Raw genomic sequence first — 26,926 nt, 5'->3', positions numbered from 1 at the left:
TGCCGTTGGCGGTGCCCTGTGCGTTGGCGTCCAGGCACTTGTTGCCGTACACCTGCAGTTGCTTGCCCGAGGTCTGCGTCCAGCGCTGGTTGGTGCCGCTGCCGCAGTCCCACAGCTGTGCCTGGGCCCCGTTGGCGGTGCTGTTGCCGGTGACGTCCACGCACCGGTTGGACTGGGCCCCGACGATCTGCGAGCCCTGCTGCGGGGTGCCGCCGGCCGGGGCGTAACCGGCGGCGGCGATGTTGGCCTGTACGGCGTTCTCGGTCTCGGCCGTGGGGTAGCCGGAGGTCAGCACGCCCTCGTAGAAGGTGCCGCGGCCCGAGACGCTGTTGTCGCCGCCGATGCCGAGCAGGATGGCGCCCTCCTTCTTCATCGGGTGGTAGCCGTTGGGGCGCCGTCCGTCGTAGTAGGTCGTCAGGCCGCCCGACTGGGCGTTGCCGCCCCGGATCGCCCAGTGGTTGGGCTCGCCCTTGACGATGGCGGTCACGAAGCGGTGGTTGATGGGCGCGAGGTTGTTGTAGCCCGCGTTCACCCCGGAGAACAGTCCCCACTCCAGGTCGGCCATGATCCAGGGACCGGCTCCGGCGCCGTAGCCCCACTGCTTGTTGGCGCCGAAGTAGACGGTCTCCATGATGGCGCGCTCGTCGGCCAGGCCGTCGGTCTGCGCGTTGCCGTAGTCGAAGCAGCACCACTGGTTGTAGTGCGTGCCGTCGACGACGGCGTAGATGCCCTCGGGCTGGTCGCCGGTGGCCACGCCGTTGGTGTTGTTGTTGCGGTAGCCGGTGCCGGGTTCGATGCGCACGCCGTAGGCCTTCTGGCCGCCGATGGTGATCGGGGCGGCCTTGGCGTCGGCGAGGTTGTCCCATCCGCCGGGACCGGGGCCGGGCCAGTGGCCGGGGGGTGCCTGGGTGAGGCGGTTGTTGCGGCCGGACTGGTCGTAGATGACGGTGATGAGGCAGCTCGTGTTGGCGCAGAACGCGTCCTGGGTGGCGGCGTTGACCACACCGCCCGCGCTCAGCACGCCGATGTCGCGAGTGGTGTTGTCCGAGGAGCGGCGCACCTGGTAGAGCGGGCCGTCGTAGGCGCCGTACAGCGCCCGGGTGGTGCTGTGCGCCGCCACGCACGGTGTCCCGCCCGCGGCGTAGATGTCACACGACTGCGCCGCCGCGGCCTCGGCGGTGCCGCCGCCGGTCAGGCAGGCCGCGGTGATCAACGCGCTCGCGCCGGCCGCGAGCGTCCTTCTCAAGCCTGTGAGGGGCATGATGCCTCCTTCTTGCCTCTTGCCGGACCGCGCCCTGCGGATGTGCGGGGTCGTCTTGCGACTTCCCGAGGGCGCGGCTTGCCGAAGAAACGGATTCCTTACAGATCCCGGTGACCTCCGCCGGTCACCGGGTCAGCTTCTGGCCCACCTCTGGCTGCTCGTGCCGGTGCAGGACCACAGTTGCGCCTTGGTCCCGTTGGCGGTCCCGAAGTTGCTCGCCTCCAGGCACTTGCCCGACTGCACGCCGGTGACGGTGCCGTCGGCGTTGACGTTCCACTGCTGGTTGGTGCCGCCGTTGCAGTCCCAGATGATCACCTGGGTGCCGTTCGCGGTGCCCTGTGCGTTGGCGTCCAGGCACTTGTTGCCGTACACCTGCAGCTGCTTGCCCGAGGTCAGGGTCCACTGCTGGTTGGTGCCGCTGCCGCAGTCCCAGAGCTGGAGCTGGGTGCCGTTGACGGTGGTCGCGTTCGGCACGTCCAGGCACCGACCGGCGTTGACGTTGCGCAGCACCGACGTCGACCCGTTGCCGTTGCCGGGGTCGGAGGAGGGCGGCAGCAGCGTGATGGTGTAGGAGTCGTCGATGGCGGTGTGCGGCAGGTTGACCGTCGCGCCGTTGCCCGACAGGGTCACCACGGAGTTCTGGACGGTGATCGGAGCCGTGACGGCGCCGCCGCCGTTGTAGGGGATGCGCTCGGCGACGACCCTCACCTGGTTGTTCTCCACGATGCCGCTCGTGGCGTCCAGGCGCCGCAGGTCGACGGCGATGTTGCCGGTCGTGGTGCCGCCGCCGACCAGGATCTTGGCCGTCCCGGCGGCCTTGGTGGCGAACGCGTCGTACGAGGCGCTGGGGGTGACGGACACGATCTGGCCGGTCTGCGAGCCGTAGAAGCGGTAGGCCCACCATTCGCCCTTCGGCTGGTACTGGCCCGCCGAGTTGCGGACGAGCAGGTTGCCGAGGTCGTTGTGCAGGTTTCCGCCGCCCGCCCAGTTGGCGCGCAGGCCGTCGGCGCCGGCCCGCTCCAGGCGTGCGATGTACCAGGACCCGTCGGCGGGGTTCTGCTCGTTGGAGGCCCCGTACTCGTTGATCTGGTAGGGCCGCGGGTGCGGGATGCCGCGGGAGTTCAACGTGGTGTCGGCCGCCGCCACGTTGGCCACCGGGTCACCCGGCAGGGAGTGCCAGCTGATGATGTCGGGCACCACGTTGTTGGCCTTGACGTAGTCGAGGTACTGGTTCCAGAAGGCGTGGCCGGTGGACGGCACGCACGCGCAGCTCGGCCCGACGATGAGCTGCGTCGGGAACGCGGCCCGGATGCGCTGGTAGGTGCGCCGCCACAGCTCGAGGTACTGGGACTGGGGCCGGTTCCAGAACAGGGTGATGTTGGGCTCGTTCCACAGGTCCCACTGCACCGGGGCGCCCGTCGCCCGCACGTCGTTGATCAGGCGGGTGAGGAAGTTGTCGTAGTCCGTCCAGTTGCCGTTGTCTCCGGGGAAGCGCGAGATCGGGTAGCCGTCGGCGCCCCAGAGGTCGTGGACGAGCAGGATGAACTCCCCGCCCAGCGACCGGGTGCGCAGCAGCTGGGCGCGGGTGGCGTTCCACCGGCGGTCGTACTTGCCCGACACCCAGCCGCCGGGGCCGTCGAGCTGTGCCCCACCGGCTCGCATGTACCGGAACTTCACGTCGGTGAAGAACCGGTCGGGCGGGCCCGACGCGTTCTCGGTCATGCCGTAGATCCAGCCGGAGGCCCGGTAGGTCGGGGTGCCACCGCCGGCGGAGAAGTCGACGGCGATGGACTGGTCCGCGGCCTGAGCCGGCGTGGCGGACGCCACGACGGGGCCCGCGACGAGTGCGCAGACGGCGAGAAAGGCGGCGATCGCGCGGCGGCTCCGGTGCCGCCTGCCGGGTGCGACGTCCTCACCCGGCTCCTCGGGCGGGTGGGGGCGGGACGGACGGGCCGGGGGCGATGGCGTGAAACGCCACAGTCGGGCTCGGCGGACGATGTCGCCAACGTTCATCGTGGACTCTCCTCACTCGTGAGTGCTGTGCGCACAGGTGAGCGGAATGGCTTCGTGGGGGGTGACGCGAAAACCAGAGCGTCCCACATCGAATCGAATCGGTTCGATTCAATTCGACCGCAGCCTAGATCCCGCTATCAGTGATGTCAACAACGTGTGTCAGGGGATGAACGCGTGGTTTCGAGCGCGACCCGCTCCTCTTTGCGGCGGTCATCGGTCCCGCCGTCGGACGATGTCCGGCGCGGGTGGCGGGAGGGGGGCCGGGGTGAGGAGTGAGTCGTTCCAGGACGAGATGGACATATCCACGATGCATGATAAGAAGGCTTATGCGGAAGTGGCGAAGGTCCTTCGCCCCGCGGGTCGACCCCCTGTCCCCTTCGGCCGGGCAGCCGTCGTCACCAGGAAGCACAACCGCATTACGGGCGGCTCGTCCCCGTCGTCACGGAGGATTCGCGGCCGGTGGAATCGATCACCCTGGCGCGAGATGAGTATGAAACTTTCACCTCCGTCAGGAGACCGCGCCCGCTCGGGACACCCGCGCCCGGAGAACCTGTCCTCGTCCGCCTGCCGGAACGCAGGGCCCGTCGCCGCCGCCGACCGTGCGCGATCACGGCGGCAGGTGCCCGGACGTCAACGCCGCCGGACGGCCGACGGCACCGCGGTGATCGTCTGGGACTGCGACGGCCAGAACAACCAGAAGCGGCGCCTCAACGCCGACGGCACGATCGTCGCGGTCGCGAGCGGCGAGTGCCCGGACGTGTCGAACTACGGCACCGCCAACGGCAGCAAGATCCATATCTGGACCTGTCGCGGTGGCGCCGACCAGAGGTGGAACCGCGTCTGAGGTCTTCCGAGGACGGCGGTCCCACGCTCGCCACGTGCGTCCGGCACGGTGTCCGGCACGGTGTCCGGCACGGGTCCGATCGCCCGCGCCGGACGTCATCACGTGGCTCCGTAGCGGGTTCCGCGGCCAGAAACTGTCGGTGCCTGGCGAGATGATGAGATCATGAACGACGCGCCTCCGAGCACCCTTCTCGCTGATCAGACCGCCTACGCCGAAGCCGTCCAGCTCGCCGTGGACGCCGCCGCGGCCTACTACGGCGACGGCACCTCCGCGCTCGACGACGACGCCTACGACCGGCTGGTCCGGGGCATCCAGGCGTACGAGGCCGAGCACCCCGACGAGGTGCTGCCGACCTCGCCGACGGGCAAGGTCGCCGGTGGCGCGGTGGTCGGCGACGTGCCGCACACGGTGCCGATGCTCAGCCTGGACAACGTCTTCGGCGCCGAGCAGCTGGCCGGCTGGGCCGCGTCGCTGGAGCGCAGGCTGGGCCGGCCGGTCACGGCGTGGAGCGTGGAGCCGAAGCTCGACGGGCTGGCGATCGCGGCGCGCTATCGCGACGGGCGACTGACGCAACTGGTCACCCGGGGCGACGGCACCAAGGGCGAGGACGTCAGCCACGCGATCGGCACCGTCGTGGGGCTGCCCGCCAGGCTGGCCGAGCCGGTCACGGTGGAGCTGCGCGGCGAGGTGATGATGACGGCCGAGCAGTTCGAGGCGGCGTGCCTCAAGCGGCAGGCGCACGACGGCACCACGTTCGCCAACCCGCGCAGCGCCGCCGCGGGCACGCTGCGCGCCCAGGACCGGCCCTACGTGTGCGAGCTGACGTTCTTCGGCTACGGCGCGCTGCCCCACCCCGACGACGTCTCCGAGCGGGCGGCGCGGCTGCGCGAGCTGCCGCACAGTGAGGTCATGGCCTGGGTCGCCGCCCAGGGCGTGCGGACCCCGGCCGTCACCGAGGTCGGCGGGATCGTCGCCACCACCCTGGAGGAGATCCAGGAGCGCGTAGGGCAGATCGCCGCCAGACGGGCCGGCCTGCCCTTCGGCATCGACGGCATCGTGATCAAGTGTGACCTGGCGGCCGACCAGGCGCGGGCCGGTTTCGGCTCGCGCGCGCCCCGGTGGGCGGTCGCCTACAAGCTGCCCGCCACCGAGAAGATCACCAAGCTGGTCGGCGTCGAGTGGAACACCGGCCGCACCGGCATCATCGCCCCGCGCGCGGTGCTGGAGCCGGTCGAGATCGACGGCAGCGTCGTCACCTACGCCACGCTCCACAACGCCTCCGACATCGCCCGCCGCGGCCTGATGCTCGGCGACCACGTGACCGTCTACAAGGCCGGTGACGTCATCCCGCGCGTCGAGGCCCCGGTCGTGCACCTGCGCACCGGCGACGAGCGGCCGATCCCGATCCCCGAGGTCTGCCCGACCTGCGGGGACGCCATCGACGCCTCGCAGGAGCGGTGGCGGTGCGTGCGCGGCCGCGCCTGCCGGATCATCGCCTCCATCGGCTACGCCGCCGGCCGCGACCAGCTCGACATCGAGGGCCTGGCCGAGAACCGCATCCTGCAGATGCTGGAGGCCGGGCTGATCGCCGACTTCGCCGACCTGTTCCTCCTGACCCGCGAGCAGGTGCTGGGGCTGGAGCGGATGGGGGAGACCAGCACCGACAACCTGCTGGCCGCCATCGAGCGGGCCAAGGCCCAGCCGCTCAGCCGTGTGTTCTGCGCGCTGGGCGTGCGCGGCACGGGCCGCTCCATGAGCCGGCGCATCGCCCGGCACTTCGGCAGCATGGACGCCATCCGCGCGGCCGACGCCGAGGCGATCGAGGCGGTCGAGGGCATCGGCCCCAAGAAGGCGCCGGCGGTGGTGGCCGAGCTGGCCGAGCTCGCGCCGCTGATCGACAAGCTGGTGGCGGCCGGGGTCACCATGACCGAGCCCGGCTGGAGGCCGCCCGCCGCCCCCGGCACGAGCACGGGCACGGGCACCGACGCCGACCCCGGCGCACAGGAGGCCCCGGGGGCGGGGGGCGCGTCCGGGCTGCCGCTGGCCGGGATGACCGTCGTGGTCACCGGCGCGATGAGCGGTGCGCTGGAGGCGCTGACCCGCAACCAGATGAACGAGCTGATCGAACGCGCCGGGGGCAAGTCCTCCTCCAGCGTCTCGAAGAGGACCAGCCTGCTGGTGGCCGGGGAGAACGCGGGCTCCAAGCGCGCCAAGGCCGAGACCCTGGGTGTGCGGGTCGTCGGCCCCGAGGAGTTCGCCGGCCTCGTCGGCGAACTCCTCTGATCGGGACCGGAGCCGTGGGGGCGGCGGCCGGAGAGCGGATCGACGGCCATGACCGTCAACGACCGTCAACCGCGGGCTGTTCGGACCACTCATGAGGACATCCGCTCACAGCGGTGACGCTGTGAACTGCCTGCCGGATCACGCCTGCGTCGTGCTGACCCGCTTGAGCACGGGCCGCGGGCCTGTCGCGGCGATCAGTGACCTCGTTCCCGGCCGAGGAAGCACGCCAGGAGTCGCCTGAAGTCGTGCGGGTGCTCGAGCGCCGGCACGTGCCCGCATCGGCCGAGCACGTGCAGACGGACATCGGCCAGGTGTTCGAGCAGGGGCAGGGCTGCCGTCCCCAGCGGGGTGACCCGGTCCTCGGCGCCGTGGACGAGCAGCACGGGCGCGCGGACCCCTGCCAGCGTTCGCGCCGAGAGGGTGAGGTCGTCGGCCCAGCGTGCCCTGGGCGGAGGGAACAACGACGCGAACGCGGCCGCCCCCGCCCGCATCGCGGCCGCGCGGGCGGCGACGGCCGACTCGGTCACGAGCGCCTGGTCGAGGACGAGGCGACTCAACATGTCCCGTGCCCCGAGCGGGCCGGCGGGGGCGGCCCAGACCGCGTCGAGGTCGGCGGACAGCGGCGCCCCGGGGGCGCCCATCGTCGAGACCGCCACGACACGGGTGACCTGCCGGGGACGCGCGGCCGCCAACGCCAGCGCCACGGCACCGCCCATGGAGTGGCCCACCACGGCGTAGCGCTCGGCGCCCAGGGCGTCCATCAGGCCCGCGGCCTGTTCCGTCCACAGCCGGAGCCCACCCCTGGAGCCCGCCGGGATCGGTGTGCGGCCGAACCCCGCCTGGTCGGGAGCCACCAGGTGCCAGGACGTGCCCAGCGCCTGTGCCGTCGTCGCCCAGGCGCCGGATCCGGTCGTGCCGGGTCCGGAGCCGTGCAGCATCAGCACCGCGGGCCCGGCGCCGCCCTCCAGGACATGGACGGGGGAGCCGTCGACCGTGACGGTCCGAAGTGCCGTCACCGGGACGGGTCCGGTGCGCTCATGCCGACGCGGAGCCGACGGACTTCGAGAAGACCTCCATCATCGCCCTGCCGAACTGCGGCATGTCAGGCCATCCCCGGCAGGAGACGAGGTTGCCGTCCACGACGTCGGGAGCGTCGACGACCGTCGCGCCCGCGTTCTCCATGTCACCGGTGATGGGGGGGAAGCACGCCGTCCTCCGGCCCTTCAGCAGCCCGTACACGGCCGGCACCTGCGCGCCGTGGCACACCAGCGCGATCGGGAGGTTGCGCGCGAAGAAGTGCTCGGTGATGCGCCTGACGTCGGCGTCGACCCGGATCCACTCGGGGGCGCGCCCCCCGGGGATGATGAGGGCGTCATAGCGCTCGACGTCGACCTCGGCCCAGGGCACGTCGACCGGCAGCTTTCGGCCGTTCTTCTCCACGTACGCGTCGGAGTTGGGGTCGAACTCGTGGATGACCAGCTGAACGTCACGCATCGTCCGTGACGAGACGTCGACGTCCCAGCCGCCCTCCTGCACGCGGTAGTAGGGATACATGGTGTCGAGCTCCTCGGCGGCGTCGCCGGTCAGGAGCAGCGCTCTGGGCACCTACTTCTCCTCGCATCTGGAGCGGGTGAGGTGGATCGGATCCAATCCGATCCGATTGGGTCAGCATTCCTCGGCCCGGCCCGCCCGTCAAGCCTCCGCCGCCATCCCGTCCGCGCCCTCGGCCTCGTCGAACAGACGCCGGAACCGCTCGCCGGACAGCAGGATGTGCCGGCGCATGGCGTAGGCGGCGGCGTCGGGGTCACGCGCGGCGATCGCGGCCAGAACCTCGTCGTGCTCGGCCATGGCCAGGTGGGTGACCTGGGTGTCGTGGAGAAGCCGGAACAGGTGCACGTGCGTGTGCAGGCGGGCGAGCGCCTCGCGGATGACCTGGTTCCCCGCGCTCAGGGCGACGAGATCGTGAAAGGCGGCGTCGCGCAGCCCGAAGGCGCCATAGGCCAGGGGCCCGTCGCCCCCCTCCAGCTCCGCCATCTCCTCCAGCATCCGTCGCAGACCGGCCACCTGCTCCAGGGACGCGCGTTCGGCGGATCTGCGTGCCGCCGCCGGCTCGAGGAGCAGGCGGATCTCGAGCATGTCCTCGAACTGGTGACGGGTGATCTGGGGGGGAATGCGATAGCCGGCATGGGGCACGCGCACGACCAGGCCCTCGGCCTCCATGCGGTTCAGAGCGTCTCGGATCGGCGTCTGCGAGACCCCCAGCTCCCGCGCCAGGACGTCGATCGTGACGCGGGAGCCGGGCTCGATCCGCAGCGACATCAGCTGTCCGAGCAGCGTGTCGTACACCTCGTCGGCGAGCCGGCCGCGAGATCTTCCCGGTGGCGTCCCGCCCGTCGTGGCCCCGCGGCGCCGCGTGATCACCGCTTCGTCGTCCATCGTGACGTGAGGTCCTTTCCTGCGTCCTGGGGAACCTGCTCAGATCGGTCGCAACGCTACGGGATGTTGACGCCTCCACTCAGATCGTATAGGAAAGGTGACGGATGCCACCCATCCTCACCCATCGCGGAACCGCCCGCCATCGCTCCGCTTCGATCAGTTGGAGCACCCAAGAGCAAGCTCGACGTCCCCTCGATCCGCCCCCGGGCCGCACGAGGACCGAAGGGCTTCCCGACCGCTCGAAGCCCCATCACGTCGCGGCGTACTCGTGACGCCGGTCTGCGGGTCAGCCCCTGCGACAGCCGGCAACACGCCTGAACGACCCGGCGACCGCTCGGCGAAGCACGCAGCAAGGCTCCAGAGGTTCACCCCCCAGAAAGCAGGCAAGAAGATGCGGTATCCGCAGCGAACAGGACGACTGTCCGTTCCCGGTCGGAAGGTGCGGCTGGCGACGGCGGCCATGTTGGTGGCCACGACCATGGCGGCCTGCGGTCAGGACGACGGCGAGAAGGCGAGCGCTCCCAAGGCGCCGGCGACCATCCCGGAGCTCACGAAGGACCCACTGACCCTCAGCTTCATCTGGTTCGACTGGCCCCCCGCCCACGCGCTGGAGGACTTCGCGAACGCGGAGTACACCAAGGAGCGGTCGAACGTGACCATCAAGGTCAACACCGTGCCGAACGCGAACTGGCACGACGCGATGTTCACCCAGTTCGCGGCGCACAAGACCGACTTCGACATCGCGATCCTGGACTCGCAGCACATCGGCGAGGCCGTGACGAACGGCAACATCCTCGACCTCACCGACTTCGTCAAGAAGAACATCGACGTCAAGGCCTACAACCCGTACCTCCTGGCGGCCTACGGCCAGTACCCCCAGGCCGAGACCGGCAAGCGCGACGAGAACGCCAGCCTGTACGGACTGCCGCTGCTCGGCGACACCTGGACGATGATCTACCGCAAGGACCTGATCGGCGACAAGCCGCCGCAGACCTGGGACGAGATGATCTCGGCCGCCGAGAAGTGCCAGGCGGACAACCCCGGTGTCAGCGGGCTGGCCTTCCACCAGGCCAACGGCTCCGACGCCGCCGCCGTGACCTACAACACGGTCAACGGCGTCTACGGCGGCAACCTCTGGGACCCCAAGACGCGCAAGATCGACGGTGTCATCAACGACGCCGCGGGCCAGGAGGCGATGGACGTCCTGGTCAACAAGATGAAGCCGCTGACCGCCAAGGGCTCCGGCAACTGGTTCATCGACGAGGTGAACGCGGCGGTCGCCCAGGGCAAGGCGTGCATCGCGTTCAACTGGATCGCCGCGAGCGGCGGCCTGCTCGACCCCAAGCAGTCGACGCTCGGCACCACGCGGGAGCAGATCCTCGACAAGCTGGGTTTCGCCACCCTGCCGAGCCAGAAGACGAACCTGGTGCCTCTCGGCGGCATGGGGATGCACGTGTCGGCCTACTCCTCCGCGGAGAAGCAGGCCGAGGCCCTGAACTTCATGAAGTGGTTCGAGCGGGCCGACGTCCAGAAGAAGTGGGCCGCCGCCGGTGGCGTGCCGTCGCGTACGGACGCCCTGGAGTCGCCCGAGTTCCTCAACGCCGGGCCGTTCAACCAGGTGTACGCCGACTCGGTCTCGCGGATGCGGGACATGTGGAACGTCCCCGAGTACGCGCGCCTCGTCGACATCGAGAACACCAACGTGAACGCGGCCCTCAACGGCGCGAAGACGCCGAAGGAGGCGCTCGACGCCATCGCCAAGGAGCAGCAGGGCGTGCTCGACTCCGGCAACCGCAAGGGCGGCGGCGGACTGTGAGTGACCCCGCCCCTCTGACGACCGAACACCCCGGGCGGGCGGCGTCCGCGACGCCGCCCGCGCCGGGCCGGTCCCGCCGGCTGAGCGACCGCGGGCTCGCCGTGGCCTTCATCTCCCCCGCGCTGCTGCTGTTGCTCGCGATGTCGGTGTTCCCGTTGCTGTGGGCGTTGTACCTGTCCTTCACCGACTACTCGGCCACCCGCGGGGGACCGGCCCATTTCGTCTGGTTCGAGAACTACACCGCCATCCTGACGTCGCCGCAGGTCCACCTGAGGGCCCTGACGACGTTGATCTACGTGGTCGGCGCGGTCACCCTGCAGACCGTGCTCGGTTTCACCATCGCCTACCTGATCTCACGGCGCACGCACGGGCGAGGACTGCTGACCACCCTTTTCCTGGTTCCGATGATGCTGTCGCAGGTCGTGGTCGGGCTGTTCTGGCGGTTCATGCTCGACGCGCAGTTCGGCGTGATCAACAGCATGCTCGGCTCGCTCGGCCTGGAGCCGGTGGAGTGGCTCACCCGGCAGCGGACGGCACTGATCTCCCTGATCGTGGTCGACACCTGGCAATGGACGCCGTTCATCATGCTCATCGCACTCGCGGGCCTCACCGCGGTCCCCAAGTACCTGTACGAGGCCGCCTCGATCGACCGGGCGTCCGAGTGGTTCCGGTTCCGCACCATCACCCTTCCGCTGGTGTGGCCGCTGCTCCTCATCGCCGTGTTGTTCAGGGCCATCGAGGCCTTCCGGCTGTTCGACCTCGTCTACATCCTCACCAGCGGAGGCCCGGGGGTCTCCACAGAGACGCTGTCGTTCCACGTCTACAAGGTCGCGTTCCTGGGCTTCAACACCGGAACCGCCTCGGCGTACGGGATCCTCATGGTCGGAGTCGTCATCGTCCTCACGCAGCTCTACCTGCGCTACCTGAACAAGCTCAAGGAGGACTGATGGCCCTCTCCGTCGACGAGGCCGTGTCCCCGGGCCCTGTCCGGGACCGCACGCCCCCCGCGCGCCGCCTGGGCGGCCGGGGCCGTGCCGTGCTGGAGGTCGCGCTGCTGACCGTGCTGGCCGTCGTGATGCTCTTCCCGGTGCTGTGGATGATCGAGACGTCCCTCAAGGAGAACCGGGACGTCTACGCCATCCCGGCCAAGTTCTTCGACTTCAAGGTCACCCTGGACCATTTCAAGGACGTGTTCGTCGCCTCCGGCGGTGGCCGTTCCACCTTGTCCGCCGCGTTCCTCAACTCCGTCGTGGTCGCCGGGGTCTCCACGGCGCTGGCCACCGTGCTGGGGGTCCCGGCGGCCTGGGCCTACTCACGCTTCGCCCTGAAGGCCAAGAAGGACCAGCTGTTCTTCGTCCTGTCCACCCGCTTCATGCCGCCCGTGGTGGTCGTCATCCCGATCTTCCTCATGTACCGCCAGGTCGGGCTCATCGACACCAAGCTCGGCCTGATCCTCATCTACACCGCGTTCAACGTCCCGTTCACGATCTGGATGATGAAGGGGTTCGTCGACGAGGTGCCCGCCGAGTACGAGGACGCCGCCATGCTCGACGGCTACACCCGCCTGCAGGCGTTCTGGAGATTCACCCTTCCCCTGCTCCTGCCCGGTATCGCCGCGACGGCGGTCTTCGCGCTCATCTTCTCGTGGAACGAGTTCGTGTTCGCCATCTTCCTCACCTCCAGCGACAGTGTGCGGACGGCCCCGCCCGCCATCGCCGGCCTCATCGGCGGAACCACCGTGGACTGGGGTCTCGTGGCCGCCGCCTCCGTGGTGTTCGCCCTGCCGGTGCTCGTCTTCGCCTACCTGGTGCGCAGGCACCTCGTCGCCGGCGTGACGCTCGGGGCGGTGCGACGCTGATGGCGGGCATCGAGGTGACCGCCCTGCACAAGCGCTACCCGGACGGGACGGTCGCGGTCGAGCACGTGGACCTGTCCATCGGCGACGGCGAGCTGTTCGTGATGCTCGGCCCCTCGGGGTGCGGCAAGACGACCACGCTGCGGGCCGTGGCCGGCCTGGAGAGGCAGACCACGGGCGACATCCGCATCGGCGACACGCTGGTCAACGACCTGCCGCCGGCCGAGCGCGACATCGCCATGGTGTTCCAGTTCTACGCTCTCTACCCGCACCTGAGAACCCGCGACAACCTGGCGTTCCCGCTGCGGGCCGAGGGACTGCCCAAGCAGGAGGTGCTCGAGCGGGTCGACGAGGCCGCCCGGCTGATGCGGCTCGGTCCGCTCCTGGACCGGCGGCCGCACCGGCTGTCCGGCGGGGAGCAGCAGCGCGTCGCGCTCGCCCGCGCCCTGGTGCGACGACCGCGCGCGTTCCTCATGGACGAACCCCTCACCAACCTGGACGCGGAGCTGAGGGCGGACATGCGCACGGAGATCAAGCACCTGCAGGGGGAGCTGGGGACGACGATGGTCTACGTCACCCACGACCAGGTCGAGGCGATGTCGCTCGGTCACAGGATCGCCATCCTCAACAGGGGCCGCGTCGAGCAGATCGGCACGCCGCTGGAGGTCTACGACCGTCCGGCGAGTCTTTTCTGCGCCGCGTTCATCGGCTCCCCGCCGATGAACCTGATCGAGGTGGAGGTGGCCGACGGGAGGCTGCGCGGTCAGGGTGGACTGGTCCTCACGCCACCGCCGGGCCTGCCGGGCGACCGTCGCCTGGTCGCGGGCGTCCGGCCGGAGGCGCTGGAGGTCACGGAACCGGGGGCGGAACGTTCGGTCCCGGCCCGCGTGGTATCGGCGGAGTGGCTGGGAGACGAAATGATCTACGTGGTCGACCACGGCGGCCGGCGCGACGTACGGGTCCGGATGCCACCCACCGTCCGTTTCGCCGCCGACGCGCCGGTCGGGTTGCGGCACACCGGCGGGCCCCCGCCGGTCTACGACGTGAGCACGGAAGAGCTGGTGGCCTGATGGGAACCGTGGCCGCGCACGGATTGTGCAAGTCCTTCGGTAAGGTCCAGGCCCTGGACGGGGTGACGCTGGACGTGCCGGACGGCTCGTTCTTCGTCGTGCTCGGGCCCTCCGGGGCAGGCAAGACGACGACCCTGCGAGCGATCGCCGGCCTTGAGAGGCTCGACGCCGGGTCGGTGCGTCTGGACGGGCGGGACGCGACCGGTGACACCCCGGCCGCACGCGACCTGGCCATGGTCTTCCAGAGCTACGCCCTCTACCCGCGGCACACGGCGTACGAGAACATCGCCTCGCCGCTGCGGGCACGCCGCTGTTCCTCGAGCGAGATCGCCGCCGCCGTCGAGCGGATGTCGAGCCTGCTGCACATCGAACGTCTGCTCCAGCGTCGTCCCGCGCAGTTGTCGGGCGGTGAGATGCAGCGTGTCGCCCTGGCCCGGGCGCTGGTCCGCAGCCCGCGCGCGTTCCTCATGGACGAGCCGCTGACGAACCTCGACCTCAAGCTCCGCGTCGAGATGCGCACCGAGCTCACCCGCATCCACCGCAGCCTCGGGGGGACCTTCGTCTACGTGACCAACGACCAGGTCGAGGCCCTGTCCATGGCCGACCGGGTCGCGGTCCTCAAGGAGGGGAAGGTGCAACAGGTCGGAACGCCGGCCGAGGTGTACGAGCGTCCGGCCAACCAGTGGGTCGCGGGCTTCGTCGGGAGCCCGCCGATCAGCCTGCTCGCCTGCCACGCCGAGGGAGATCGTCTGGTCGGGGAGGAGGGCTGGACGCTGCCGCGGCCCCGCTGGACCACGGCCGAGGACGGTCGTCCGCTGCTGCTGGGCCTGCGCGCGGAGGACCTGTCCGTCGAGCGGCGCGGGGAGGCGTCGTTGCCGGGTGAGCTCTACGGCCTTGAGCCGCTCGGTGACCGGACGGTGGTCGACGTCCAGGTGGGGACGAAGATCCTCAAGGTCAAGGCACGACCCACCGTCACCGGTACGCCGGGCGAGCGGCTGCTCGTCACGGTCGACCTGGACCGAGCGCACCTGTTCGACGCGGGCACCGGGCTGGCGCTGTCCGAGGCCGGGAGGTAACCGCGCGGGGCGGCGACGTCGGCACGCGCCCGCACGTGGCGACCGAGCCCCGGCGGACCGTCACCGGTGAGCGCGGCCTGACGACGCCGGAACGACCGTGGCCCCAGAGGGCGATCGGTGGCGCGGGGCGTCGCCCCACGGCCACGGCCACGGCCACGCTCGACCCGCTCGGCGACCCCGACACTCCGACCCCGACACCCCGACACCCCGACCCCGACAGGGCCGTGTGACCCCTTCGGCGACGCGCGTGGCGCGATCACCGAGGTCACGCCGGACATCACCGAGAACATCACAGGAGGCGACGCGATGAGTGACCCGATGAACGTCCTGGCCCCCGAGCACCGGCGGCTCCGGATCGGCGACGCCTGGCGCGACGCCGCCGGCGGAGCCACCTTCGCCGTCGAGGACCCGGCCACCGGCGAGACCGTCGCCGAGGTGGCGGACGCCGGCGTCGCCGACGGGCTCGCCGCCCTGGACGCGGCGAGCAAGGCGATGGCGGAGTGGGCGGCGACCCCGCCGCGAAAACGGGCGGAGCTGCTGACCGCGACGTACCGGGCACTGACCGGGCGGTCCGAGGAGGTCGCCCGGCTGATAACGCTCGAGATGGGCAAGCCGCTCGCCGAGGCTCGGGCAGAGGTGGTCTACGGCGCCGAGTTCTTCCGCTGGTTCGCCGAGGAGGCGGTGCGCGTCGAGGGGCGCTACAACACCGCTCCCGCCGGTGGATATCGCATCCTCACCGTGCCGAAGCCGGTCGGACCGTGCGTCTTCGTGACGCCCTGGAACTTCCCGTTGGCCATGGGCGCCCGCAAGATCGCTCCTGCGCTGGCGGCGGGCTGCACGACGATCACCAAGCCGGCGGCGCAGACGCCGCTCACCATGCTGTTCCTGGCCCGCGTCATGGAGGAGGCCGGCGTTCCCCCGGGCGTCGTCAACGTCGTGACGACCAGGCGTGCCGGCGAGGTGGTCTCGGCGCTGCTGGCCGACCGCCGCACCCGCAAGCTCTCGTTCACCGGGTCGACCGAGGTCGGGCGCGTGCTGCTACGACAGGCGGCGGACAACGTGCTGCGCACCTCCATGGAACTGGGCGGCAACGCGGCCTTGATCGTGTGTGCCGACGCGGACCTGGACGTCGCGCTCGGCGGCGCCATGGTGGCCAAGATGCGCAACATCGGGGAGTCCTGCATCGCGGCCAACCGGATCTACGTCGAGGAGCCGGTGCGCGAGGAGTTCACGGCGCGCTTCGCCGAGCGGATGGGCGCGCTCTCGATGGGTCATGGTCTCGACGACGGCGTGAACGTCGGGGCGTTGATCGACGAGGCCTCGGTCGCCAGGATCGACGAGCTCGTCGCCGACGCGGTCGATCGCGGCGCCCGTGTCGTGGTGGGCGGCGAGCGTCCGGACGGGCCGGGCCACTTCTACCCGCCCACGGTCCTCGTCGACGTGCCCGAGGACGCGCGGATGCTGAAGGCGGAGATCTTCGGCCCGGTGGCGCCCATCATCTCGTTCACGTCCGACGACGAGGTGATGGCGAAGGCCAACGACACCGAGCACGGCCTGGTCGGATACGTCTTCACCCGTGACCTCCGGCGGGCGCTCCGGTTCACCGAGGGGCTGGAGACGGGGATGGTCGGCGTCAACCGTGGCCTGATCTCGGACCCGTCGGCCCCGTTCGGAGGCGTGAAGCAGTCCGGGATCGGCAAGGAGGGCTCGCACGAGGGCATCCTCGAGTACCTCGACGTCACCTACGCGGCGATCGACCTACCGTGACCGGCCCGCCGCTCCGGGTGCCCGCCGAGGATCACCGCGCCCCGTGCGCGCATGACCTGACCGGCCTCCACCCGTGGGGCGGGACCCTCGGCCCGACCGGCCCGACCGGCCCGCCCACCGAGGGCGAGGTCCTCATCGTGACGGACCCGGGGGCGCCCGGGCACGACCGGGTCCGGGAGCCCGGCGCGCGCCCGCGCCACCCCGCGGCCGGCCTTGCCGGTGCCGTCCCGGTCTCGCAGGTGACCTGGACGCCCGCCCCGCACATCACCGCCGACGTTCCGGAGAGGCACCGACATGCTTGAGACCGTCCGCGGACCACGCCAGTTGATAGTGGGCGAAGGGGTCGCGCAGAACATCCCACGAGTGGTGGCCGAGTGTGGCTCGCGAGTCCTCATCGTGACCGACCGGGTTCTTCTGGGGCAGCCGGGCGTGGCCGGGATCGTGGCCGCGGTGCGGGAGAAGGTCGCGGTCGCCGGGGTGTTCGCCGACGCGACCCCGGACGTGCCACTCGCCGATGTCGCCCTGGCCGTCTCGGTCGCCGCGGAGGTGGACGCCGACGTGATCCTCGCCATCGGGGGTGGCACGGTGATCGACCTCGCCAAGATCGTCGGCGTCATCCGGTGCCACGGTGGGACGCCGCGCGACTTCTACGGCGAGTCGAAGGTGCCCGGGCCGACGATTCCCCTCGTCGCGGTCCCGACGACCTCGGGCACCGGCTCCGAGCTCACGCCCGTCTCGGTGCTGACCGACCCGGACCGCGAGCTGAAGGTGGGGGTCTCCAGCGTCCACATCGTGCCCGACTTCGCCATCGTCGACCCCGAGCTCACCTATACCTGTCCCGCGACCGTCACCGCCCACTCCGGCATCGACGCGTTCTGTCACGCGGTGGAGAGCTACACCGCGCGACCCCGGGCCCACGGACCGCGCGACCCGGTGGAGCAGGTCTTCCTCGGCCGCAACCCGATCACCGATCACTACGCGCTCCTGGCCGCGGAGCGGATCGCCCGCAGCCTGCCCCGTGCCGTCAGGGACGGAGGCGACAAGGACGCGCGCGCGGACATGTCCTATGGGTCCATGCTGGCCGGGCTCGCGTTCTCCCACGCGGGCAACGCGGCTCCGCACGCCCTCCAGTACCCCATCGGCGCGGCCACCCACACGCCGCACGGCCTGGGCGTCGGGCTGCTGCTGCCCTACGCGCTGGACGCGGCCAGGGACGCCATCGGCGACCGGCTGGCCGTCCTCGCCGGGGTGTGCGGGCTCGACGTGACCGGCGCCTCGGAGGCCGAGGCCGCGGACACGTTCCTCACCTGGCTCGACGGGCTCCTCGCCGACATCGGCATCCCCGCCACCTTGGCGGACATCGGCGTGGCACGCGCCGACCTCCCGCGCTTCGCGGAGATGGCCGGTGGCGTCACCCGCCTGATCCAGAACCATCCAGGCCCGACCGACACCGCCAGCCTGACCGCGATCCTCGAGGCGGCCTGGGCCGGGGACCGGGCCCGACGCGTCCTGACTCCGGAGCAGGGACGGTGACGGGCCTTTCACATGACGACGAAGCGGGCCAAGGCCGAGGCTCTCGGCGTACGCGTCGTCACCCTCACGGCGCCGGGTGTGACACCCGCCCCGAAGGAGGCTGATCTGATGTCAGCCTCCTCGTCGGACTCGTCCTTCCTCTGGAGGCGGGCGTAAGGGTCTACCAGGGGGCGCGTGCCCAGCCGAGCGGGGCCTGGAAGTAGGAGACCGAAACGATGCCGATGCCCCCGCCGGTGCTGGTGGAGACGATCCGGCCGTTGCCCAGGCTCACGGCCACGTGCCCGGCCGAACTGGTGTTGTAGAAGACGAGCGCGCCCCGCGGGGCGGCCGTGTACGGTTGCTGCTTCGACCGCGCGTTCCAGTTGTCGACGGCACGGTTGTAGTGGGGGCTGACGTACCCGAAGGCGGTTTCGACGGCCTTCTCGCACCAGCCGTCCAGGTCCGTGCGCCCGAGGTTGTCGTGGAACCACTGGATGGCCCGCTCGCCGGCGTCCTTGCTCGCCCACACCGGGCCGCCGCCGTACATGACGAGATTGCCGTCGGTCTGGAGCTGGAGGCGGGTGCCGCCCCGGCCCGAGGTGTTGGTGGAGAAGATGACGCCGGAGTCGGCGTAGATGACGAGGTTCCCGTCGGACTGCATCACGAGCCGGGGGTTGGATCCGCGCGTGTTGCTGGACCAGATCGGGCCGTTCGGGCCGTAGACGACGAAATTGCCGTCGCTCTGCATGCGAGCCTCGTAAATCCCGCCCGGGGAGAACAACGCCTGGTTCTGGGCGCCGTGGAGGGTCTCGTTGGAGGCTCCGTACAGGGTGTCGCCTCCGGCCGCGGCCTGGGCGGGCGCGACACCGGCGGTGAGGGCCGACGATACGAGCACGAGCGCGGTACCGGTGGTGGCCAGGAAGTGGCGTAAGCGGCGCAGGGGAATGCGCATCGGTATTTCCTCCTGATCGGGGTCATGTTTCCGGAGACCCGTTTCGCGGGCCTCGGCAGAAGTAAAGGACCGGGTACGCAGGAGCCACAGTGCATCCCCGCACCCTGGTGCCCGGACGAGCGAACCTCGACGTCCGCGGCGTCCGCGCGGCGGGGGAACCGCCTTTCGTGAAGTGCCGCGGCCGATGATCGCGGAGGTCGTGTGCCATGACATGAGAATTTCTTACGTACGTGGGGACATCATGGAAAGGCGCGAAGGGACATGGACGGATTCCTCGGGCGGAAAGGCCGCGTGGCACTCCTGGAACATCCTCCGGGCCGCGTCGCGGGATTGACGCGCGACCGTCCGGCATCGCCGCCGCGCGCCGGGAGGAAAGCGTTGATCACTTTCATCGGCGCCCTTAACTATTGCCCGCAAGACGTTATTATCTGAAGTTCAGGAATAACCTGCGAATGTTGCGGCGATCATTGAATTCCGATTTCCGGCGAGGCAGGTGACCGAGGGGTCACCCGAGCAGGCGGGTACCGAACATGACTGATGCGCGGACCATCGGGTCGTCGGGGCCGGACGGCACGGTCCTCGTGGCGTTCATGGGCCGGCAGTGGCGGGCCTGTCCCGGACAGTCGCTGACCGTGGGCCGCAGCGCCACCTGCGACGTGCGCCTTCCCGACGACGAGCACCTGTCCCGCCGGGCGGGTTCGCTGACCGTCCTCGACGACTGCGTCCTGATACGCAATGACTCGCGGCGCAAGCCGCTCGTCGTCCGGCCGCCGGCCGGTGAGGATCGTGTCGTCGAGCCGGGGGCGGCCACGACGTCCCTGCCGTTTCCGATCTTCTCCGTCGTCTTCGCGGGCCGCGGCGGGACGGTGGTGACGGTGAGCGTGGACGCCCGGTCGGTGACGCCGAGCGAGGATCGGCGCGCGGGCGGATCGCCGACGTGTTCCCCCAGGACCGTCGCACCGCCGCTCGCGCTGACCCGTTCGCAGCGGATCATGCTGGCCGCGCTGTGCGAGCCACTGCTGATGGAGACCGGTCCGCGAGCCGTTCCCGCGACGTACGCGCAGATCGGCAGGCGGCTGCGACGGCAGCCGGGGTACGTCCGCAATGTGCTCAAGGCGCTGCGAGAGAGCCTGTCCGGCCATGGCGTCCCGGGTTTGACGGCGGACGACGACGGTGCCGCGCACGACGACTTCCGGTGGGCGCTGGCACGCTGGGCCGTGCGCACCGGCACCGTCACGACCGAGGAACTGGAGGAGCTGCCGTGCGCCTCGAAGGGCGGACGGGAATGACGGACCCCGGCGACCACGGTTCGCCGCCGGACCACGAGCCGGTCACGCGCGGCGGGCCCGATCTCCCGCCCCCCGCGTCCGTGACCGGCCGGGACGGCGAGCCGGCCGGAGCGGCGGGCTCGCCGGAACCGAACGGCCTGTTCGTGGGTCCCGCGGACGCGCCCGACCGGTACGAGCTCCTCGGCCACGGGATGTCCGGTGGCGAGGGGACCACCTGGAAGGCCCGCTACCGGGGCGACCTGGCCGCACCGCTTCCCCTGGCGATCAAACTGCTCGACCCGCCCCGGGACGCCGGACCCGAGCGGCCCTCGGCGCGTGACCGGCGACGATGGCAGGACCAGGCGGTGCTCCTGCGGCATCTCGACCTGGAGCACCTGGTGCGGCTCGACGAGGTCTTCCTCGGCGCGCCGCCCCATCTCCGGGGTACCGCGCGGCCGGACGCCGGAACCATGGCGTACCTGGTGATGGAGTGGGTGGAGGGGCCGACCCTCCAGGCCCTGCTGGGCGGTGTCCGGGCCACCCGGGCGACGATCCGGGAGCGCCTGGAACACGTGGCGCACGTCTGCGAGGCGCTCGCCAGCCTCGCGTCGATGACCCGCTCCGGCGGCAACCCGAGCCTGCACCGGGACGTGAAGCCGACAAACTGCATCGTGCACGCCGTACGCGGTGTGGTGCTGATCGACGTGAGCACCCTGCGCCTGATCGACGACGGCCACGACTCCGCCGGCCGGCACACCCCCGCCTACACCTCGCCCGAGGTGCTGGCCGCGCCGCACCTGCCGCGCTCGGTGGCGGCGGACGTCTACTCGCTCGGCGCGCTGGCCTTCTTCTGCCTCACCGGGCAGGACCCTCCCGCCGCGGACACCCCCGGCGCCGCCGGGTACATCGCCGGGGAGTTGCGTGCCGTGGCCGAGGAGGCGGGGGTGGGGGACCCCGGCCGTCTCACCTCTCACCTGCTGACCACCTTGGACGCTCAGGCCGCCCGGCGTCCGAAGGACCTGCGGAACTGGGCACGCGACCTGCGGGAGGCGGCGTCACCCGGGAGCGACCGGGCCGCGGCCGGTGCCGGTGAGGCGGCCGGTGCCGCGGGCGGCCACGGCGGGCGGCCACGTCACCCCCGCCGGCGGACGACCAGGCCGGCCTTGTCGGCACTGGCCGTCATCGTGGCCGCGAGCGTGGTCGTCCTGCCGCGCCTGATCGCGGCTCCGGACGGCTCGGACACACGGGAAGGACGGCAGCCGCCCACCGCCTCGTCCGCGACCGCCGGTGTGACGCCTCCCGGGGCGGCGAGTCCGGCGGGCGACGCCACCACGGCCACCGGGACCATCACCTCACCCGTCGACGGCGCGGACGTCAAGGCCTGCGCCTACTTCTCGGGCACCTCGTCGCTCCCGCCGGAGACCACGTTGCTCCTGGTGGTACAGAACGTCGACAACGGGGACCTCGCCAGGTACGTTCAGGTCGTATTCGACTACGATCGGCCCGCCGCTCTTCCCGCGTGGCGAGGAGCGCAGTATTTCGGTGGCAAACGCCATGGAATCGATCAGGATTACCAGGTCGATCTGATCGCGGTGGATCTCGAAGCCGCCCGGCGCGACCACGAATCCGGCGCCGCGACCAACGACGCGCTGGTGAGTTCCGGAGAACTGCTGGCCAGCGTGCGCGTGCACCGAATCGCCGGTACGGTGCCGAACGCCTGCGTCGGCCCGCCCGGCGGGTAGCCGGCGGTGGAGCGGGCACTCGCGTGCCGTGGGCGCGTCGACCGGCCCGCGGGGCCGGGGAACCCTCCCGGGGATCCGGGTGAACCGGCCGTGCGCCGGGCACGGCCGGGCATCCCGCCCGGCGGCCGGAGACAGTGCACCCCCGCACTGTCGGTCCTGCCGCCCCCCGGCGTCTCATTGCAGGCGTGAAATCACCGACATCACGTCAGGAGCCCGCATGAGGTACTCCCGTTTCCGGCGGAGCCTGGCGGCCGCCGGCGTCGCCGTGCTGGCGGCGGCCCTGCTCGTCCTGCCCGCGCATCCCGTGACCGCGCTCGCCAACGCGTGCGGCAATCCGGTGCTGGCCTCCAACCTCAACGGCTGGGGCTCCATGGACGGCGGCTGGGTCACCCGCGACCCCGTCGGCGACCTCGCCGGTGCGAGCTGGGCGTTCGACACCGGGGGCCGCGAGTTCTACATGCCGCAGGTGGGGGTGACCGCCGGTCAGACCTGGACGTTCTCCGCGCAGGACCGGGTGGTGTACGGCTCCGGCACCGCCCGGATCGTCGTGGAGTGGTACAACTCCGCCGGTCAGTACATGACCGAACAGCACGGACCGCTCGTCAGCCTGCCGGCGTCCACCTCGACCGGCGGAACCTGGACGCCGGTGTCGGCCACCTTCACCGCCCCGGCCGGGGCGACTTCCGCACACGTGCTGCAGGTGGGTGACTTCGGCTCCGCGACGGGCACCAACTTCAAGGCCACCAGGTGCGACTATCAGCTCGGCGCGGTGGCGCCGAGCGACCAGGCCGCGGTCCGCCACGGCTGGGGCACCCCCGTGCCCGGCCAGTCCGACGAGTACAACGGGACGGCGGTCGACCTCACCAAGTGGGGGCTGTTCGGCGCCGATCCCGGCCAGACGACCGGGTGTTCGGCCGGTTACAACGGCCACGGCCAGCGATGCGCGTCGCAGACCACGCAAGGCGGTGGGTACCTGTCGGTCACCGGCACCGCCGACGGCAGGACCGGCGGCCTGTACAGCCGGATGCGGCACTTCAGGTACGGCCGGGTCGAGGTGCGGGAACGCGCGGTCCCGCTCACCGACAACGGCGGGCGCGCCTACCACGCCGTGCCGCTGCTGTGGCCGGAGAACGACGCCGACTACGTCAACGCGGAGATCGACTTCGCGGAACGCGACGTGGCCTCGTCCGCCGTGTACCTCTTCGTCCACCACGGCGGGACCCAGACCCACTGTTCGATCACCGTGGACTCGACGCAGTTCCACAACTACGCCGTCGACTGGCAGCCGAGCTCGGTGAAGTGGTACGTCGACGGCAACCTGGTCTGCACGGTCAACGCCTCGATCGATCGCTACAACTCCACCAACGGCGGCGCCCAGATGGACATGTTCCCCCCCTCGGGGACCCTGATGCGCCCGGCCCGCCAGGACGTCGACTGGATCCGCATGTACCCGAACGCCCACACCCAGTACCGCTGACCCGAGGTGCCCGCGGTCCGCGGGCGCCTCGGGGCACCCGGGGCCGAGGGCCCCGGGTGCCCGCGGTCCGGTGGGGAAGGTCACCGAACCGGGACGGGGAAGACGTGGAGCGCCGGCCGTACCCGGCAGCGGGCCCGGAGGGCCGGCCGGCGCGTCCCCTACAGGAACCTCCAGAGGTTGTTGTTCGAGCCGTTGTCGTCGGAGAGCACGACCTGCGCGCCCTGGGCGGTGCCCGACAGACCGAGGACCCGGCCGCCGTTGGCGCACTGGATGCGGAAGGTGGCGTTGCCTCCGTGGCGCAGCCGCCAGCGGTGGTCGCTGGTGCCGTTGTCGGCCCACTGCATGACCCGGGAGCCCGCCGCGGTGGCGGCGTTCTCCACCCCCAGCACCTTCTGGCTGTTGGAGTTGCGCAGGCGCAGGTAACCGCCGGTGTCGACGACGGCCGTCCAGAGGTGGTCGGCGGTGCCGGTGTCCCCCCACTGGACGACGAGCCCGCCGTCGGCGGTGGACATGTTGGTCACCCCGAGCACCATGCCGGTCGCCACGTTCTGGATGCGGCGCGCCCCGTTGGGCACGAACCGCCACTGGTTGTCGGCCGAGCCGTTGTCGGGGTCCTGCACCGCCTGGGCGCCGTTGGCGGTCGAGCCGTTCTGGGTGCCCAGCAGCTTCGAGCTGTTGACGTTGCGGATCTTGACCGAGCCGTCGCCGACGTCGGTGACCGTCCACCGGTGGTCGGCGGTGCCGTTGTCGGCCCACTGCATGACCCGGGCGTTGTCGGCCGTCGACATGTTCTCGACGCCCAGCACCTTGCCGCTGTTGACGTTGCGGAACCGCAGGGCGTTGCCGTCCACGATCGGCACCCAGTCGTGGTCGGTGCTGCCGTTGTCGGTCCACTGCAACGCCAGGCCGCCGTCCGCGGTCGACATGTTCTGGATGCCGAGCGCCAGCCCACTGGCGGCGTTGATCAGCCGGAAGCTCGCCGTGCCGCCCCCGTTGCCCTGCCCGGTGGCGTTCCAGTAGACGACGTAGTTGTGGTTGGCGGCGTCGTAGAACGGGCCCAGGTTCACCGTCGCCCCGTTGGCCGTGGCCGTGAACGCCAGCGCCGAGGTGCTGGTCCGGGTGATCGTCGATGGGGTCAGCGTCGGCGTCGACGACAGGGAGGTGTTGCCGTAGTTGCCCGACAGCACGACCGGGCCGTAGGTGACGGCCTGGATGTTCGGGTTGTCGTTGGCGGCCTTCAGGATCACCCGCATCGGGAGCTTCACGGTGACCGTGTCGCCCGACGTCCAGGACCGGGTGATCGAGGCGTAGGTGCCCGGGGTGGTGGCGATGTCCTGCTGGACGTCGTTGACGCTGATCGTCGCGCCCTGGGTCCAGGCCGGGATGCGGACCTGCATCGTCCACGACCCGCTCACGTTCCCGGTGACCTGCAGCGACGTGGTGTCGCTCACCGGGTACGACGTCGTCTGGGTGACCGTGATGCCGCGCTGGGACCAGTCGAGAGTGGAGGGCGCGAACAGGTTCACGAACAGCGTGGTGCCGTTGTGGAAGTAGATCGAGTCCATCAGCTTGGTGTTGGTCTCGATGCCGGTGCCCTGGCAGCACCACATCGAGTTGTAGTCGGTGCTCCACGTGCCGCCGCCCCAGGCCGGGCCGACGCCCCTTCTCCCGCCGGGGTTGAGCGGGGTGAAGTAGGTGACGTGCCCCCGGCTGTCGGCCGGGTTCTGCTGGCCGATCAGGTGGTTCATCAGGGCGTTCTCGTAGTAGTCGAAGTAGTCGGCCCGGTTCGGCGACAGCGTCCACAGCTCGCGGGTGAGCTTGAGCATGTTGTAGGTGTTGCAGGCCTCGCCGGTGTCCCTGGCCAGGTGCGCGGCGATGGCGTTGGGGGCGCGGAAGTGCTCGGCCTGACTGTTGGAGCCGTTGACGTAGCTGTGGGCGTTGACCGTGATGGCCCAGGCGTTGGCGGCGATGTCGCGGTAGCGGGTGGTCCCGGTCGCCTTGTACTCGCGCGCGGCGCCGATCCACTTGGGCACCTGCGTGTTGGCGTGCTTGCCGTTGAGCTGGTCCTGGTTGGAGGCCAGCGGGTCGAAGATCGCGGCGTGGTCGAAGCGCCGGGCGACCGTCAGCCAGCGGGAGTCCCCGGTCATCTGGTACAGGTCGGTGAGCACGGCGTTCATGCCGCCGAACTCGGTGCCCAGCATGGCCTGCATCTGGCCGGAGGACAGGCGGCCGGTGCGGGTGTCCACCCACCCGGCGAGGGCCAGCAGCACGCTCCTGGCCTGGGTGTTGCCGATGTGCCGCCACACGTCCAGCAGCCCGGCGAGGGTCTTGTGGATGCAGTAGTAGGGCACGTTGCCGTTGCTCAGGGTGCGGTTCTCGACCGCGGTGATGTCGGACTCGGGGAAGCCCGACAGGTAACCGGCGGTGAACCCGGCCGCGCCGTTGTTGGCCTGGCACTTGGCCAGCTCGGCGACCATCTGGTTGGCCTTGTCCCGGCAGACGGTGTCCCCGAGCACGGCGTAGGCCTGCGCCCAGGCCGTCAGGAAGTGGCCCTGCATGTGGGACCGGAACGGGAAGTTGGGCGCGTCCCAGCCGCCGTTGGCCGCCGCGCCGTTGGTGGACAGGCGGTGGTTGGCGCGGAAGACGTACATCAGCCGGTTGACGTCGACGAAGCGCAGGTAGTTGAGCGTGCGGTTCTGGTTGTCCAGCCAGCGGCCGGAGGTCAGCCGGACCTGGCCGAGGTCGAACTCGTAGGCCGAGGCGCCGATCTCGGATCTGGCCCAGGGGAGGGCGGCCATGGCGTGGGACGTGCCCACGACCTGGCCGACGGCCGAGAGCGCGGCGGTCGCGCCCGCGGCCCGGAAGAGCTGGCGGCGGCTCAAGGACATGAGGAGGCTCCTAGGGGGTGCGGCGACCGGCCGGGGCATCGGGTTCGGCCGACCGTTTCACATGGTCAGGTCGCTGGGGCGTCGGGAGGGATCACGCCTCGAGGGGTGTTAGCGCTAACATCGTGGGAGAGGGCCGGTGGAGGGTGTCATGGGGAGCGGCGCCTCCGTGGCGGGCGAGCGTCACGGAGAGGGTGCGCCCGGCGTTCCGGGGCCGGTCGGGGACGGGGTGGCCGCCGGTGGTTGTTATCGCTAACATTCGTGGTCCGAGATCGTCATGGCCTGCTCCCGGGAGAGGGTGTGTCGCGAAGTACATCCGACCGGCGGGCCGGCGTCAACGAGCCTCGGCCCTCGCCGGCCCCGGCGTCGTCATCGGCACGCTCACCGCCTGGACATTCGCCCGGAGGAAGATCTCCCGGCGGTTCCCGCACAAGTGAAAATTTCACAGAAGTCACACGATGGCAACCGTAAGTTTCAGATTCATTTCCGCCGGTTCCCATGACCCGGTCGACGCCCTGGTCGCTGTCCGGTCACCGTCCCGGCCGACGACCCGGGTGATGTCCCGGCCGGTGCCCGGCCGGTCCCCGGTCGGTGCCCGGTCGGTGCCCGGTCGGTGCCTCGGCCATCGGGCATGGCGGCTCCCCTCGGCGAGCGGCTTCCGGCGCCCGC

At 70.8% G+C, this 26,926-nt stretch carries 20 protein-coding genes; 13 read left to right on the top strand and 7 right to left on the bottom strand.

Going from position 1 to position 26,926, the window contains the following annotated elements; genetic code table 11:
* Positions 1-1,261, bottom strand: a 1,261-nt coding sequence (locus AB0G16_RS30820) for an arabinofuranosidase catalytic domain-containing protein (RefSeq protein WP_362812824.1), incomplete at its 3' end; no start/stop codon positions are given.
* A gap of 132 nt (positions 1,262-1,393) precedes the next feature.
* Entirely contained in the window at positions 1,394-3,274 is a 1,881-nt protein-coding gene (locus AB0G16_RS30815; RefSeq protein WP_362812821.1) for a ricin-type beta-trefoil lectin domain protein, read from the bottom strand.
* A gap of 619 nt (positions 3,275-3,893) precedes the next feature.
* On the opposite strand from AB0G16_RS30815, the gene AB0G16_RS30810 reads away from it, so the two are divergent.
* Both AB0G16_RS30810 and ligA read left to right on the top strand, forming a co-directional pair.
* The gene (locus AB0G16_RS30810; RefSeq protein WP_362812818.1) at positions 3,894-4,118 is read left to right on the top strand and encodes a ricin-type beta-trefoil lectin domain protein; all 225 of its coding nucleotides are present in this window, start codon (positions 3,894-3,896) and stop codon (positions 4,116-4,118) included.
* 162 nt (positions 4,119-4,280) lie between these two features.
* Positions 4,281-6,401: an NAD-dependent DNA ligase LigA gene (gene ligA / locus AB0G16_RS30805; protein WP_362812815.1), complete on the top strand. Its 2,121-nt coding sequence runs from the start codon at positions 4,281-4,283 to the stop codon at positions 6,399-6,401.
* A 194-nt stretch (positions 6,402-6,595) separates the two neighbouring features.
* Here the strand turns inward: ligA and AB0G16_RS30800 are convergent, their stop codons facing one another.
* The 3 genes from AB0G16_RS30800 to AB0G16_RS30790 all read right to left on the bottom strand — a co-directional run bounded on the left by AB0G16_RS30800 (position 6,596) and on the right by AB0G16_RS30790 (position 8,837).
* Entirely contained in the window at positions 6,596-7,417 is an 822-nt protein-coding gene (locus tag AB0G16_RS30800; protein WP_362812812.1) for an alpha/beta hydrolase, read from the bottom strand.
* 19 nt (positions 7,418-7,436) lie between these two features.
* A complete protein-coding gene (locus AB0G16_RS30795; RefSeq protein WP_362812809.1) occupies positions 7,437-8,006 on the bottom strand; it encodes a DJ-1/PfpI family protein in 570 nt (189 codons plus the stop codon).
* An 87-nt stretch (positions 8,007-8,093) separates the two neighbouring features.
* The gene (locus AB0G16_RS30790; protein WP_362812806.1) at positions 8,094-8,837 is read right to left on the bottom strand and encodes a GntR family transcriptional regulator; all 744 of its coding nucleotides are present in this window, start codon (positions 8,835-8,837) and stop codon (positions 8,094-8,096) included.
* 439 nt (positions 8,838-9,276) lie between these two features.
* Between AB0G16_RS30790 and AB0G16_RS30785 the strand changes: the two genes are divergently transcribed.
* From AB0G16_RS30785 to AB0G16_RS30750, 8 genes are all read left to right on the top strand, one after another.
* Positions 9,277-10,653, top strand: a complete 1,377-nt coding sequence (locus AB0G16_RS30785) for an extracellular solute-binding protein (protein ID WP_362812803.1) — start codon at positions 9,277-9,279, stop codon at positions 10,651-10,653.
* Positions 10,650-11,600: a sugar ABC transporter permease gene (locus AB0G16_RS30780; RefSeq protein WP_362812800.1), complete on the top strand. Its 951-nt coding sequence runs from the start codon at positions 10,650-10,652 to the stop codon at positions 11,598-11,600. The genes AB0G16_RS30785 and AB0G16_RS30780 overlap by 4 nt, the downstream gene beginning before the upstream one ends.
* Entirely contained in the window at positions 11,600-12,511 is a 912-nt protein-coding gene (locus AB0G16_RS30775) for a carbohydrate ABC transporter permease (RefSeq protein WP_362812797.1), read from the top strand. The genes AB0G16_RS30780 and AB0G16_RS30775 overlap by 1 nt, the downstream gene beginning before the upstream one ends.
* Positions 12,511-13,578 carry an ABC transporter ATP-binding protein gene (locus tag AB0G16_RS30770; protein WP_362812795.1) on the top strand — a complete coding sequence of 356 codons (1,068 nt, stop codon included), beginning with the start codon at positions 12,511-12,513 and terminating at the stop codon, positions 13,576-13,578. The genes AB0G16_RS30775 and AB0G16_RS30770 overlap by 1 nt, the downstream gene beginning before the upstream one ends.
* A complete protein-coding gene (locus tag AB0G16_RS30765) occupies positions 13,578-14,654 on the top strand; it encodes an ABC transporter ATP-binding protein (protein ID WP_362812792.1) in 1,077 nt (358 codons plus the stop codon). Before AB0G16_RS30770 ends, AB0G16_RS30765 begins: the two co-directional genes overlap by 1 nt.
* 306 nt (positions 14,655-14,960) lie before the next feature.
* The gene (locus tag AB0G16_RS30760; RefSeq protein ID WP_362812789.1) at positions 14,961-16,421 is read left to right on the top strand and encodes an NAD-dependent succinate-semialdehyde dehydrogenase; all 1,461 of its coding nucleotides are present in this window, start codon (positions 14,961-14,963) and stop codon (positions 16,419-16,421) included.
* Entirely contained in the window at positions 16,418-16,723 is a 306-nt protein-coding gene (locus AB0G16_RS30755) for a hypothetical protein (protein WP_362812786.1), read from the top strand. The genes AB0G16_RS30760 and AB0G16_RS30755 overlap by 4 nt, the downstream gene beginning before the upstream one ends.
* Positions 16,716-17,954, top strand: coding sequence for an iron-containing alcohol dehydrogenase (locus tag AB0G16_RS30750; protein WP_362812783.1), 1,239 nt, complete (start codon positions 16,716-16,718; stop codon positions 17,952-17,954). Before AB0G16_RS30755 ends, AB0G16_RS30750 begins: the two co-directional genes overlap by 8 nt.
* 160 nt (positions 17,955-18,114) lie before the next feature.
* Here the strand turns inward: AB0G16_RS30750 and AB0G16_RS30745 are convergent, their stop codons facing one another.
* Positions 18,115-18,885, bottom strand: a complete 771-nt coding sequence (locus AB0G16_RS30745; protein WP_362812780.1) for an NlpC/P60 family protein — start codon at positions 18,883-18,885, stop codon at positions 18,115-18,117.
* Positions 18,886-19,415: 530 nt separating this feature from the next.
* Here AB0G16_RS30745 and AB0G16_RS30740 point away from each other — a divergent pair.
* From AB0G16_RS30740 to AB0G16_RS30730, 3 genes are all read left to right on the top strand, one after another.
* Positions 19,416-20,174, top strand: a complete 759-nt coding sequence (locus AB0G16_RS30740) for a hypothetical protein (RefSeq protein ID WP_362812777.1) — start codon at positions 19,416-19,418, stop codon at positions 20,172-20,174.
* Positions 20,147-21,895 (top strand): protein kinase, encoded by a 1,749-nt coding sequence (locus AB0G16_RS30735; protein WP_362812774.1) that lies wholly within the window; start codon positions 20,147-20,149, stop codon positions 21,893-21,895. The genes AB0G16_RS30740 and AB0G16_RS30735 overlap by 28 nt, the downstream gene beginning before the upstream one ends.
* A 217-nt stretch (positions 21,896-22,112) precedes the next feature.
* Positions 22,113-23,372 carry a glycoside hydrolase family 16 protein gene (locus tag AB0G16_RS30730; protein ID WP_362812771.1) on the top strand — a complete coding sequence of 420 codons (1,260 nt, stop codon included), beginning with the start codon at positions 22,113-22,115 and terminating at the stop codon, positions 23,370-23,372.
* 158 nt (positions 23,373-23,530) lie between these two features.
* Here the strand turns inward: AB0G16_RS30730 and AB0G16_RS30725 are convergent, their stop codons facing one another.
* Positions 23,531-26,260: a beta-L-arabinofuranosidase domain-containing protein gene (locus tag AB0G16_RS30725; RefSeq protein ID WP_362812768.1), complete on the bottom strand. Its 2,730-nt coding sequence runs from the start codon at positions 26,258-26,260 to the stop codon at positions 23,531-23,533.
* Positions 26,261-26,926 lie beyond the last annotated feature (666 nt).

Origin of the sequence: Streptosporangium sp. NPDC023615 (assembly GCF_040640155.1) — a bacterium.
Classification (GTDB): Bacteria; Actinomycetota; Actinomycetes; order Streptosporangiales; family Streptosporangiaceae; genus Streptosporangium.
This window is presented reverse-complemented; position numbering and strand designations above follow the sequence as displayed.